General features: G+C 67.5%; 9 protein-coding genes. 6 read left to right on the plus strand and 3 right to left on the minus strand.

Going from position 1 to position 12,499, the window contains the following annotated elements; genetic code table 11:
- Positions 1–243: 243 nt before the first annotated feature.
- The 5 genes from MTR62_RS09645 (at position 244) to MTR62_RS21475 (ending at position 6,372) form a co-directional block, all read left to right on the plus strand.
- Positions 244–1,407: a M20 aminoacylase family protein gene (locus MTR62_RS09645; RefSeq protein ID WP_244019827.1), complete on the plus strand. Its 1,164-nt coding sequence runs from the start codon at positions 244–246 to the stop codon at positions 1,405–1,407.
- 305 nt (positions 1,408–1,712) lie between these two features.
- The gene (locus MTR62_RS09650; RefSeq protein ID WP_244019830.1) at positions 1,713–3,902 is read left to right on the plus strand and encodes a TonB-dependent siderophore receptor; all 2,190 of its coding nucleotides are present in this window, start codon (positions 1,713–1,715) and stop codon (positions 3,900–3,902) included.
- An 86-nt stretch (positions 3,903–3,988) separates the two neighbouring features.
- Positions 3,989–4,933 carry a 2-hydroxyacid dehydrogenase gene (locus MTR62_RS09655; protein WP_244019832.1) on the plus strand — a complete coding sequence of 315 codons (945 nt, stop codon included), beginning with the start codon at positions 3,989–3,991 and terminating at the stop codon, positions 4,931–4,933.
- A gap of 184 nt (positions 4,934–5,117) precedes the next feature.
- Positions 5,118–5,495, plus strand: a complete 378-nt coding sequence (gene copC, locus MTR62_RS09660; RefSeq protein WP_327194395.1) for a copper homeostasis periplasmic binding protein CopC — start codon at positions 5,118–5,120, stop codon at positions 5,493–5,495.
- A gap of 4 nt (positions 5,496–5,499) precedes the next feature.
- Positions 5,500–6,372, plus strand: a complete 873-nt coding sequence (locus tag MTR62_RS21475) for a CopD family protein (protein WP_244019847.1) — start codon at positions 5,500–5,502, stop codon at positions 6,370–6,372.
- 81 nt (positions 6,373–6,453) lie between these two features.
- Here MTR62_RS21475 and MTR62_RS09670 read toward each other — a convergent pair whose 3' ends face one another.
- Positions 6,454–6,873: a hypothetical protein gene (locus MTR62_RS09670; RefSeq protein WP_244019849.1), complete on the minus strand. Its 420-nt coding sequence runs from the start codon at positions 6,871–6,873 to the stop codon at positions 6,454–6,456.
- 139 nt (positions 6,874–7,012) lie between these two features.
- Here MTR62_RS09670 and MTR62_RS09675 point away from each other — a divergent pair, with 139 nt between their 5' ends.
- Positions 7,013–7,948, plus strand: coding sequence for a histone deacetylase family protein (locus MTR62_RS09675; protein WP_244019858.1), 936 nt, complete (start codon positions 7,013–7,015; stop codon positions 7,946–7,948).
- Positions 7,949–8,172: 224 nt separating this feature from the next.
- On the opposite strand, the gene MTR62_RS09680 is transcribed toward MTR62_RS09675, so the two are convergent.
- Both MTR62_RS09680 and MTR62_RS09685 read right to left on the minus strand, forming a co-directional pair.
- Positions 8,173–9,726, minus strand: a complete 1,554-nt coding sequence (locus MTR62_RS09680) for a M81 family metallopeptidase (protein WP_244019860.1) — start codon at positions 9,724–9,726, stop codon at positions 8,173–8,175.
- Positions 9,727–10,317: 591 nt separating this feature from the next.
- Positions 10,318–12,012 (minus strand): sigma-54-dependent Fis family transcriptional regulator, encoded by a 1,695-nt coding sequence (locus tag MTR62_RS09685; protein ID WP_244019862.1) that lies wholly within the window; start codon positions 12,010–12,012, stop codon positions 10,318–10,320.
- Between the last annotated feature and the right edge of the window lie 487 nt (positions 12,013–12,499).

Here is a 12,499-nt window from a genome sequence, read left to right on the forward strand (position 1 = left end):
TCTGGGACGCCGGAATGGCGTCCTTTATGAGTTTACGCCCTAGTGGATTGACTTTGACATTTGCAGACCCATCCCCTCCGCCAGGGGATGCAAATGGCAAAATCAATCCACGAGCGCCGTCGGCCGGGCGGTCTCGGCGGACATGCCCGTAGCCCTTTGCGACCTGCCGCGTTTCTTCGCAGCCCCGACCCGCGTGCGGCGACGCGAAGACCCGTCGGGACGCGCCTCGACAGGATAGACCCCATGCTTGATGAAACCGCCATCGCCGCCCTGCTCCCCGACCTCATCGCGCTGCGCCGCGACATCCACGCCCATCCCGAACTCGCCTATGCCGAACACCGGACCGCCGCGCTCGTCGCCACCGCGCTCGAGGAACTCGGCCTGGAAGTGACACGCGGGGTCGGCGGCACCGGCGTGGTGGGCGTGTTGCGGCGCGGGACGTCCCCCCGCTCGATCGGGCTGCGCGCGGACATGGACGCGCTGCCGATCCAGGAGGAAGGCGGCCCGGCCCACGCCAGCCGCCACGACGGCATCTTCCACGGCTGCGGCCACGACGGGCACACCGCGATGCTGCTGGGCGCCGCGCGCTACCTGGCCCGCGATGCCCGTTTCGAAGGCACCGTCAATTTCATCTTCCAGCCCGCCGAGGAAGGCGAGGGCGGCGCGCGCGCGATGGTCCGCGATGGCCTGTTCGAGCGCTTTCCATGCGACCGCGTCTTCGCCCTGCACAACTGGCCCGACCTTCCCGCCGGCAGCCTGCGCACGCGCCCCGGACCGATCATGGCCTCGGCCGACAAGTTTCGCATCACCCTCCAGGGTCGCGGCGGCCACGCCGCACTGGCCCACCAGACCCCCGACGTGCTGCTCGCCGCCGCACAGCTGGTGCAGCAGCTCAACACCATCGTGTCGCGGCGCGTGGCGGCAACGCAGGCGGCGGTGCTGTCGGTGACCCGGATCAGCGGCGGCCATGCGCACAACGTGCTGCCCGCCAGCTGCGAGATCGTGGGCACCGTGCGCACCTTCGATGCGGCGGTGCAGGACCGGATCGAGGCTTCGCTGCGCGCGATGTGCCAGGGCGCAGCGCAGGCCAGCGAAACGCGCATCGAGGTCGAATACGACCGCTACTATCCCGCCACGATCAACGATGAGGCCGCCGCGCTGGCCGCGCTCGAGGCCGCGCGGCGGGTCAGCGACGACGTCGCGCTCGCCCCCGACCCGGCGTTCACCTCGGAAGACTTCGCGTTCATGCTGCAGGAACGCCCCGGCGCCTACCTGTGGCTGGGCCAGCGCTCCGAAGAGCACCAGGCACCGCTGCACCACCCCCACTACGACTTCAACGACCGCATCATGGCAACCGGCATCGGCGTCTTCGTGGCGCTTGTCGAAACCCACCTCGCCCCGCAATAGGATCGCAGCGCGGCCGGGCTCCTGCCCCGAACGCGCGCCGCATCGTGCGAACAGCTCCAGAAACGGCCAAGAAAGCGTTCGTGTGCAAACCGCATTTCCTGCTTTCCGGGATCGGCTTTTCAGTGTTCGCACGGAGTGGATGGCAGAATATCGAAATCTAATGCCTGCGCATCCATCCATACTTCTCATCGCCAGAATGGTTGATGGGACCAGGGCGAACGATTGCGGCTACGGCCGGCGATCCAGGCCGTGACTGATCAATTTCTCCAGGCGAAGCCATTCATCACAAGAACATGAGGGTAAACATGCGCTTCACCAGCACCTCGCTACGGGCCTCTCTACTGGCTGCGACCGCTCTCGTTTACGCTGGATCGACGGCCGCCCACGCCGAAACCGACGACAGCGCCCCGGTGGAAGCGGGCGATACCGTCACCTCTGCCGACGGCACCGCGATCACCGTCAAGGGCCAGCGCCAGGCCTATCTGGGGGCGACCCCGATCAAGGTCCTGCCCCAGGTCGTCCAGACCATGGACGCCACCACGCTGCACGATGCCGGGATCACCAAGCTGCAGACCGCGCTCGATTTCGTGGCGGGCGTCTCGCGCCAGAACAACTTCGGCGGGATGTTCGACAGCTACGCCATCCGCGGCTTCTCGGGCGACGAATCGCAGTCGAGCAATTACCTGCTCAACGGCTTCAACGCCTCGCGCGGGTACGGCGGTGCGCGCGATGCCTCGAACATCGAGCGTATCGAGGTGATCAAGGGTCCGACCTCGGCCCTGTTCGGGCGCGGTGATCCGGGCGGCGCGGTCAACATCGTGACCAAGCAGCCCTATTTCGAACCGGGTGCGAATTTCGAATTCGCGCTGGGCAGCTACAACAACTACCGCGGCCAGGGCGACGTCAACCTGCCCGTCACCGAGGACCTCGCCGTGCGCGTGACCGGCGCCTACGACGAAGGCGACAGCTTCCGCGACTACGTCCACCACCGCACGATCACGGTCACGCCCTCGATCATGTGGAACATCGATGCCGCGACCAGCCTGTCCTACAACTTCGAATTCGTCGACCAGCGCATGCCCTTCGACCGCGGCATCGTCGCCCTCGACGGCGACGTCTACGCGGTCTCGCGCAAGACCTTCATGGGCGAGCCGGGCGATGGCCCGATCCGGACCCGTTCGTACAACCAGCAGGCCCAGCTCCAGCACGATTTCGACAACAACTGGTCGATCCTCCTGGGCGCGGCGTACCGCACCTCGAGCTTCAAGGGCTACAGCACCGAAGCCGAAAACGCGGCCAGCCGCCAGCCCTTCTTCAGCGACGGTACGACGCTCTCCCGGCGCCGCCTCTACCGCGACTATTCGAGCACCGACCTGACCTTGCGCGGCGAACTGAGCGGTTCGCTCGATACCGCCGGGATCACCCACAACCTGCAGATCGGCGCGGACTGGAACTACTTCACGCTTCCCACCGTCCAGAACCGCTGGCGCCCGCCCTCGGTTGCCTCGCAGACGAGCCTCGCCGCGGGCAACGCAATCAACGTCTATGATCCGGTGTATGGCAACCTGCCCACGCTCAGCGCGCTCATCGACAGCGATGAGACCGACGAATCGAGCGGCGTCTACGTCCAGGACATGATCGACATCACCGACTGGCTCAAGCTGCGCGGCGGCGGACGCTACGACATCTTCAAGCAGCACGTCGTCAACAACCTGACCGGTGTCATCTCGCAGCAGTACAAGACCGCGTTCAGCCCGCAAGTCGGCCTGAGCGTGCTGCCGACCAGCGCGCTCACGCTCTACGCCAGCTTCGGCAAGGGCTTCCGTCCCAACATCGGCACCGACTACGCCAGCAATTCGTTCGAGCCCGAGAGGACCACCGCCTACGAAGTCGGGGCCAAGTATTCGGCCTTCGGCGACCGGCTGCTGGCCTCGCTCGCGCTGTTCTCGATGAAGAAGACCAACGTGCTGACCGCCGACCCGGCGCACGGCGGCTTCTCGCTCGCGCTCGGCGAGGCGCGCAGCAAGGGCGTGGAATTCAGCGTGTCGGGCAAGCTGCCCGCCGGCTTCAAGATCGACCTGAACTATTCCTACATCGACGCCGAAAACGCCAAGGACGCGACCGATCCGGACTGGGGCTACACGCTGGCCGAAGGCGATCCGCTGATCAACATCGCCAAGCACAGCGCCAGCCTCCTGCTGTTCAAGGAGTTCGACGTGTTCGCTGCCAAGGCCAACCTGGGCCTGGGCGTGAACTACGTCGGCAAGCGGCTGGGCGAAACCGGCTACCGCTTCGACGACGGCTCGTTCTTCTGGCTGCCCAGCTACACGCTGACCCGCATTTCGGGCGCGATCTCGCCGACCGACCACCTCAAGATCTCGGGCGAGGTGACCAATCTGTTCAACGAGGAATACTTTACCAATTCCTATTCGCGCGTCTGGCTCATGCCCGGCGCCCCGCGCCAGTTCACGGTGCGGGTCGGATACACCTTCTGATCGCCACGATCGCGGCCGTGCCTGGCAACGGGCACGGCCTTTTCCTTTGTCAAGCAGGCCCGGTTTCGGGTATGGACCAGCCCCCGATGACGACGCCAAAGCCTCCCGTTCTCCTGCATTTCGGTTCGCCCCCGCGCGGCGCGCGATGGGCCCAGATCCTGCCCGCGCACGTACCCGGCATCGAGGTGCGCCAGTGGCCCGATGGCGGCGACCTGGCTCAAGTCGATTACCTGGCCGCCTGGACCTTGCCCGAGGACATCTTCGCGCGCGTGCCCAACGCGCGCTTCGTGATGTCGGTGGGGGCCGGGGTCGATCAGCTCGACATCAGCCGGATTCCGCCCCACCTCCCGCTCCTGCGTACGGTCGATCGCACCATGGCGCAGGACATGAACGCCTTCGTCGCCGCGCATGTGCTCGCGCTTCATCGCGACTTGTACGATTACCGCGAGAGCGCTGCGCAGCGCGAATGGCAGCCGCGGGCCGACATTCCCGCCGCGCAGCGCCGAGTCGGTGTGATGGGTCTGGGCCACCTCGGCAAAAGCGTGCTGCTGGCGCTCGCCCCCTTCGGATTTGCGCTGTCGGGCTGGGCCAGCAGCCAGCACGCGATCGAAGGCGTCACCTGCTTTTCCGGGCCGGACGGCCTGCCCGGCTTCCTCGGCGATCTCGACATCCTGATCTGCCTGTTGCCGCTGACCGAAGAAACCCGCAGCGTGCTTGGCCGTACGCTGTTCGATGCTCTGCCGCGCGGCGCCTCGATCATCAACGTCGGGCGCGGGCCGCATCTGGTCGAAGAGGATCTTCTCGCCGCCCTTGAGAGCGGCCAGATCGGGCGCGCCATCCTCGATGTCTTCAACGTCGAACCGCTGCCCGCCGACAGCCCGCTCTGGGCGCATCCCCGGATCGAGATCACCCCGCATATCGCCTGCTCCTCGCATCCCGAGGCGAGCGCCCTGTGCGTGGCCGCCGCCATCAACGCCGACCTGCAGGGCCTGCCGCTGCCCGACCGGGTCGACCGTTCGCGATCCTATTGATCCTGGCCCCTTGCAGACCGGGGGGCGCGGCCTGCGGATCGGCGCCCGCCCTGGCGTACCCTGCCCCTCACGCCGCGAAAAAAATGATCGCCAAGGATGAGGGATAGCCTCGGCTGGCTGCGTATTTCCGCTTGCAAGTCCGGGCGAGATGCCCTCGCCCGGCAGACAACGGAGCCCCCATCTCGTGCGCAAGACCCTTCTCGCCAGCTGCACCGCCGTTCTTCTCGCCACCCTTCCCACCGCCGTGTTCGCGCACGCGCATCTGGAAAAGGCCAATCCCGCCCCGGATTCGACCGTGGCCAAGCCCCAGAAGCTCACTCTCGACTTCAGCGAGGACCTTGTCGCCCCGCTCTCGAACGTCGAACTGGTGATGACCTCGATGCCCGGCATGAGCGATCACAAGCCGATGCCGATCAAGGGCTTCCAGACCAGCGCCAAGGGCAAGACGATGACCGTCGCGCTGCCCCGCCCGCTTCCCTCCGGCAGCTACACCCTGACCTGGCACGCGGTGACCGCCGACCAGCACCGCGTCGAAGGCAGCTACACCTTCACGGTGCGCTGATCGCGTGATCGACACCGGCCTTGTCCTTGCCCGAAGCGCCTGCCTGGCATCCCTGATGGTGACGACGGGGCTGGTGCTCCACGCCCTTATCGACGGCGCGGCGCCCCTGTCCGCGCCCCGACGAAAGGGCGTGATCCTTACCGCGCTGGCCGCCCTTCCCCTCAGCCTGTGGTGGGCGCTGGCGAGCGTCGCCTCGATGACCGCAACGCCGCTCGGTGCGCTAGACCTGACCACGGTCCGCCTGGTGCTCGGCGCAACGCCGCTTGGCGCCCTTCTCGTTGTGCGCGGCCTTGCGCTCGTCCTGCTCGCCATGCTCGCCTGGATGCGGGTGGGCCGGACGCGAGCGGGAGGCGCATGGCTGGCGCTTGCGGCTCTCGTCGCGCTCCTGAGCAGCGCCTGGTCGGGCCACGCCAGCGCGCTGGACGGCGGCCCTGGCTTGACGCTGCGCGCCAGTGACATGCTGCACCTGGCCGCCGCCGCCGTGTGGCTGGGCGCACTCGTCACCTTCTGCGGCCAGTCCTGGCGCGCGTGCGCGGACCGGCGCGCGCCGCCGCTCGACAGTCTGGCGCGGTTCGCCCGGACAGGCACCCTCGTCGTGACCGTGCTGATGCTCACCGGGGCGACGAACGCCGTCCTGATCCGGGGCACCACGCTCCTGCCGTTGGGGGCCTGGGGGGGACTGATCGCGACCAAGATCGTCTTGTTTGGAGCCATGCTGCTGCTGGCCGCGAACAACCGCTGGCGGCTGGTTCCCGCCGTGCAGAGGAACGCGCAAGGGGCATCCTCGCGCCTGCTGCGCTCGCTCCTGCTCGAAACCCTCGCCGCGATCGCGATCGTGCTGGTCGTGGGCCTGGCCGGAACGCTCGACCCGAGTTGACCCCGCTCGCCTTGAAGGCGGCGCCATCGCCTGCGCGCAGCGCCCCGATGCAGCCCGTCAAATACTGGCCGCCCTCGACGCTCAGACCCGCGTCACGAGCCGCGTCTCGACCAGCTCGATGACCGGCACTTCCCAGGGATGCAGGGCGACGATTTCGTCAATCGCCGCCGACACCGCCGCCTGCGGCGCGTCGGCGGGAATGTAGATGGTCACGATCGCGGTGGCCGAAACAGCCTCGGCGCCCGCTTCGCCCAGCGTGGGGCGGGCAGCGGCGCCGGGGGTGAAGAGCTCCAGCCCCGTCGCCAGTTCCATCACCGATTGGTACGGCCCGAAATCGCCGAGCGGGTTTTCATCTCGGACAAAGGCGATCAGCCGCGCCAGTGCGCAGTCCGGATCGATGGACATGACCGCGCCACGGGCAAGCAGGGCCTGCGTCGCAGCGTCGATCGGACAGTAGACTTTCAGAGCGCTGACCGGGCGCGTGGCGTGCTTTTTCAACATGACTACGCCTTAAAGCCTGCGGCAAAATTCAGCGAGCGCCAAATGTGGCGCCACCGCCGATCGGGGCCAGGCGCTGGATGCCCCAGGTGCAGCGACAGGGGGCTCGACCCGGCCGCCGCGCCCGATTACCAGCAGGGCGATGCTGCATCTGGTCCATCATCCCGGCTATGTGGTCGAAGCCGCGCGTTCGGGCACCTTCCCGCACGACAAGTACGCGCTGGTCATGCGCGCGCTGGCCGCAAGCGGGGTGCCGATGACGGTCCACGAACCCGAAGTCCTGCCGCTGGCCTGGCTCGAGGCCGTTCACGATCCCGCCTATGTCGAGGAGGTGGTTCGCTGCACCGTGCCCCCCGCCAAGCAGCGCCGCATCGGCTTTGCGATCGACGAGCGGATTTCGCGACGCTCGCAGCTTTCGCCCGGCGGAACCTGGCTCGCGGCAAAGCTTGCTCTCGAACACGGCTACGCCGCCAACAGCGCGGGCGGCAGCCACCACGCGCTGGCGGACAGCGGCGCGGGATACTGCGTGTTCAACGACCTCGCCCTCGCCGCGAACCGGCTGATCGAGGAAGGCGACGTCGCGCGCATCCTGATCCTCGACCTCGACGTCCATCAGGGCGATGGCACCGCCGCGTTGACCGCAGGGCGCAGCGACATCTTCACGCTGTCCGTGCACGCGGAAAAGAACTTCCCTTCGCGCAAGGCGCGCTCCTCGCTCGACATCGCCCTGCCCGACGCCACCGGCGATGCCGACTATCTGGAAGCCCTGGGCGGTTCACTCCCGCCGGTGCTCGACCATTTCGCGCCGCAGCTCATCCTCCTGCAAGCCGGCGTCGATGCCCATGCCGACGACAAGCTCGGCCGCCTCGCGCTTACCGACGAGGGACTGGCCGCGCGCGACCGCATGGTCGGCGGCGAGGCCCGGCGACGGGGCATTGCCCTGGCGAGCACGCTTGGCGGAGGCTACGGCGCGGATCGGGAAGCGGTGGCCTTGCGCCACGCGCGCACCATCCTGACGCTGGGCGCAGCCATCGGCGGGACCCATCCCCAAGCATCGCCCCCCAGCCCTTGCCCTTAGAGACCGTTTGAAAAATGCCTTTTCAGGCATTTTGATTCCGGCACCAGCCCACTCCCCCACCCGACCACCCGCAGGATACTGGCAATGGGTGGTCGGGTGGGGGAGTGGGCTGGTGCCGCAAAATTCGCATTTCGCGAATTTTCAAACGGACGCTTAGATCCCTGCGCGGGCGTACTGACGGGCGTGTCGACAGGTGGGCCCGCCAGGGCCCACCTGTCGCCCGATCAGGCCTCCACCCGCCCCGCGCGCGCCGAGAGATAGGGTTCGGGGCGGTAGGCGAAATCGTCCGCCCACGGGAATTTGCGCCCGCGCCGGGTGTTGGTGATATGCGGGATGTCCTGATCGATCGCGCCGGGCGACAGCGCCATGAGATGCGGGTTGGCGAGCGGCTTCATCGTCGGATTGAGATAGCCGCACTTGAGCACCACGATCTTGAAATCGGTCGGCTCGACGTGAAGCTCGCGAAAGGCCTCCGCAGCGTGGAAATTGCGCCGGGTGGAGGCCAGCGTCGCGGTGATCCCTGCAAACGTGACCACCGCCGTGCGCTCGGCCGGGGTCGTCGCCGGGGCCAGATAGACCACTTTCGCCGCGGCGACCTTGACCGGGTTGCACATGACCGGGTCGAGCGTGGCGCCGATCGAAAGCGGGATCGTTGCCCCGACGCCCGCCGCGTAGCAGGCATCGGTCGCGGGCTGATCGGTCATTCCGCCCAGCAGCACGTTGCTCGCCCCGGCTTTCAGCAAAGCTTCGAGGAAGAAGGTCTGGTCGGCGTTGCCGCCGCCGCCGGGGTTGTCGCCCGAATCCGAGATGACCACCGGATGGGTGGTCGCGGCCATCGCTTGCGCCAATGTCTCCTCGATCGTTCCGGTCGGGCTGCCGAAGCGGAATTCGTGCCGCGCGTCCCAGTAGCGCTGCGCCAGCTCGCTCGCGATCGCCTTCTGCGCGGCCGGCCTGAACCCGGTGACGACGACCGAAGCGGCCGAACGCGGCTCGTCCGCCCAGACATAGCCGACCAGCTGCGAGACATCGAGGATGCCATCCAGACGGTTGAATTCGCTGAGATCCGACCAGAGGCGGCGCCCCGGCTGCCATTCGGTGCTGCTCTGCTCGCCCGCCAGCAGGACCGGAACGCTGGCCCACACGATCGAGGGGCGCAGGCCATAGCGCAGGCAGTGGGTCAGCATGTCGGTCGCGCGCATCCAGTTCTCGACCCGGTCGACGTGGGGCGCGGTGCGATAGGCGGTGAAGGCGTCGAGATTGTCGACGATGCGCTGCGACAGGTTGCCGTGCAGGTCGTAGCTGGCCGACAGGATGCAGTCGGGGCCGACCACCGCGCGGGTGGCCGCGTACCAGTCCCCCTCTGCATCCTCCATGTCCTCGACGAAGAGCGCGCCGTGCATGGAGAGGTAAACCCCGTCGAGCGGCAGGAACGCGCGCAGGCGGTCAAGATATTCGGCCTTGAGCGCCTCGTAGGCGGCGCGCTGCATCGGGCCGCCCGATCCCGCCTGGGCGACCAGCGTGGGCAGGAAGGGCACGTCGTAGCGCTTTAGGAAGGCAAAGCGCTCATCGTCGAGCAGCGCCTGCCCGCGCACGACCTCGATCGTGTCGAGCGTCGAGCGGATCCGGCTATAGGTGCTGCATTCGGACGCGATGCCCCCCACCGCGATGCGCGGCGTGCGCGCGAAGGGCGGGACAAGCCCCTTGGCCCAGGCCCCCGGCGCGGTGGCAGCCAGAACGGCAAGAGTGGATACGGACTTAAGGAATACGCGGCGCTTCATGAACTCACCCTGTTAACAAGCCATGGATGATAAAGCGAAATTTGAATTACGAAAGCGAAATTGGGCCGCCGTTCCAGGGTCGGTGGGAATGGTGATCCGGTGTCTCTGCGAAGGGTGCCTTGTGAGAACGGGCGCGCCGCCTGCGGTGTGGAGGTGAGCACCGCGAGCGCACCAAGCCGCCTTTGACCCCCACAGGTCCCAGGCGGCGTGGACAAGTGCAAACGTCCGGTTTCGCCCCATGGCAGACGAAGAAGGAAGGGGTCGAAGCAGGGGGCCATTGCCCCCTGCACCCCCGAAAACTGGCGGCGGTGCGCTTCACCTCAACGCTGCGCTCGGGTTCGTCGGGAGACATTCTAGAGCCTGCGGCGCCAATCGTGCCGGACGGATGGGGCGTGCCCAAACATCGACATTTCGAGGGTCCGGGGGATCATCCCCCGGAAAATCTTGTCTGTTCTTTTACACTCCCGCGCGGCGGCTTCCCACCCAATTCAGTCGCTCCAACGACCACCAAATTCGTCCAGGCAGCNGCGGCGGCTTCCCACCCAATTCAGTCGCTCCAACGACCACCAAATTCGTCCAGGCAGCCTAAGCTCATCCCTCATCGCCCTTCGCGAGCCGGTAGTTGAGCTGGCTGCGGCTGATCCCCAGGAGCCGCGCGGCGTGGGTCTTGTTGCCCTCGCACAGCACAAGCGCGGTCTCGATCATGCGCCCCTCCACCGCCTCAAGGCCAAGCCCGCCGCGCAGGAACTGCTCGATCGACAGGTCGTTGACGAAGCCCGCAAGGTCGAGCGGATCGCGCCCCTCGACCTTGCCGCTCGCCCCCAGCCGCAGCGTCGCCATGGCCAGCGTCTCGCCGCCCGCGAAGAGATGGTGGAGCCTGAGCGGCTCGCCCGGCGCGGCCATGATGACACCGCGCTCGATGATGTTCTCCAGCTCGCGGATATTACCCGGCCAGTCGTAGCTGAGCATCGCGGCAACCGCGCGCTCCTCAATACCGGGCACGGTCTTGCCGTAACGCGCGGCATAGCGGTGGAGGAAGTGCTCGATCAGCAGCGGCAGGTCCGCACGCCGCTCGCGCAAGGGGGGAATGCGGATCGGAAAGACGTTGAGACGGTAGAACAGGTCCGAGCGAAACGTCCCGGCCTGAACGGCGGCGCGCAAATCGACGTTGGTCGCCGCGGCCAGCCGCACGTCGGCCTTGCGCGTGCGGTGCCCGCCCACCCGCTCGTATTCGCCTTCCTGGATCGCGCGCAGCAGCTTGCCCTGCGCGGCGAGCGAAAGCGTGCCCACCTCGTCGAGGAACAGCGTGCCCCCCTCGGCTCGCTCGAAACGCCCCGGACGGGTCGAGGTGGCGTCGGTGAAAGCCCCCTTCTCGACCCCGAACAGTTCCGCCTCGACCAGGCTTTCGGGTATCGCGGCGCAGTTGACCGCGACGAACGCTGCCTCGCGGCGCGTGCCCAGTCGGTGCAAGCTACGCGCGAAGACTTCCTTGCCGACCCCGCTTTCGCCCAGGAACAGGACCACCGCATCGGTGTCCGCGACATGGTGCAGCATGTCGAAGGCGACGTTGAATCCCGCCGAAGCGCCGACGATCGGGCGCAGCCCCTCCTGGCGCGATCCTCCCGCCGATCCACCTGAAGCCGCCCCGTCGGGCTGCGCCGCGCCGCCAGCCCCCCCCAGCGTGCGGGCGATCTGGTTGAGCTGCTCGCCGCGCATGTAGCGCAAGTCCGCCTCGCCATCGGTCCAGTCCTCCGCCGGACGCCCCACGATCCGGCAGTGTTCATGCCCCATCGCCACGCATTCGACTTCGCGAAACTGGATCGGGCGGCCCAGGAACACGCTGGCATAGCCGCTCGCATAGCCGATCTGCGACCAGCCGCCCGGACTCGAACCGATGCCGAAGGCCTCGATATGCGCGCTGCATTCGCACGACCCCTTCCAGAGGTATTCGCCGTAGTAGCTGCCGCTCGCGGTATCGAACGTGACCCGCACCGGCTCGGACAGCACCAGCCCCTCGACCGCGTGGAGTTCGGGGCCGACCGCGAACATCTCTTCAAGCGGGGCGCCGGGCCGGATTCCGGCGGCGGCCTCGGCGTCCATCGCGCCCGAATTATAGCCCTGGCGGGTAAAGATGCCGCGCGCCTTTTCCTGCCCGATCATGTCGACCAGCTCGCGGCGCAGGAGCCCGAAGGCCTTGGCGTGGAGAAGCATCATGCGGCGCCCGGCAAGCCAGATATGCGCCTGCGCCGGATCGAAGTGCAGCTGTGCGACCAGATCGTTGGCCATGGTCCTCCCCCGTAGCGACCGTCGAATTTCAGGCACCTTATCCACACGCACCGCACGAAATCAAACACCTGTGCGCAAGCGCAAACCGGGGTGCACCGCATCGGCCAAACCAACCCCTTGAATTTCCTAGAATAGAGAAATTTTCACAAGAGCGAGCCTCCCTTGGCACGCCCCATGCAGAAAGGCGCGCACCAGGAAGACCGGGCGCGCTTCGCGACGATGCGGCCCGGACAACGACACCAGAGGAGAGGACCCATCGACCCCGGCCCACCCCCCGCTTTCGCGCGGGCGCCTTTGCGCCCCGCGCCCCCGCGCCGCCCCTTCCCCCGGACTGGAGACATCCCCTCGTGACGGCTCAATCCTTCATTTCGCGGCGCGCGTTCATCGCCGCGGCCACCACCACCTCGACCCTCGCCGCCGCCACGCTCGCGCTGCCCCACGCCGCGCACGCGCTCGGCGCGATCGGCCAGGATTCCTCTCTCGCGCT

It is taken from the genome of Novosphingobium organovorum (genome assembly GCF_022832435.1).
Classification (GTDB): Bacteria; Pseudomonadota; Alphaproteobacteria; order Sphingomonadales; family Sphingomonadaceae; genus Novosphingobium; species Novosphingobium organovorum.

Excerpts from the sequence above, each read along its gene's own strand:
- MTR62_RS09650 (WP_244019830.1), top strand. The coding sequence starts at position 1,713 with ATGCGCTTCACCAGCACCTCGCTACGGGCCTCTCTACTGGCTGCGACC.
- MTR62_RS09680 (WP_244019860.1), bottom strand. The coding sequence starts at position 9,726 with ATGAAGCGCCGCGTATTCCTTAAGTCCGTATCCACTCTTGCCGTTCTG.
- MTR62_RS09645 (WP_244019827.1), top strand. The coding sequence starts at position 244 with ATGCTTGATGAAACCGCCATCGCCGCCCTGCTCCCCGACCTCATCGCG.
- MTR62_RS09655 (WP_244019832.1), top strand. The coding sequence starts at position 3,989 with ATGACGACGCCAAAGCCTCCCGTTCTCCTGCATTTCGGTTCGCCCCCG.
- MTR62_RS09675 (WP_244019858.1), top strand. The coding sequence starts at position 7,013 with ATGCTGCATCTGGTCCATCATCCCGGCTATGTGGTCGAAGCCGCGCGT.
- MTR62_RS09670 (WP_244019849.1), bottom strand. The coding sequence starts at position 6,873 with ATGTTGAAAAAGCACGCCACGCGCCCGGTCAGCGCTCTGAAAGTCTAC.
- MTR62_RS09685 (WP_244019862.1), bottom strand. The coding sequence starts at position 12,012 with ATGGCCAACGATCTGGTCGCACAGCTGCACTTCGATCCGGCGCAGGCG.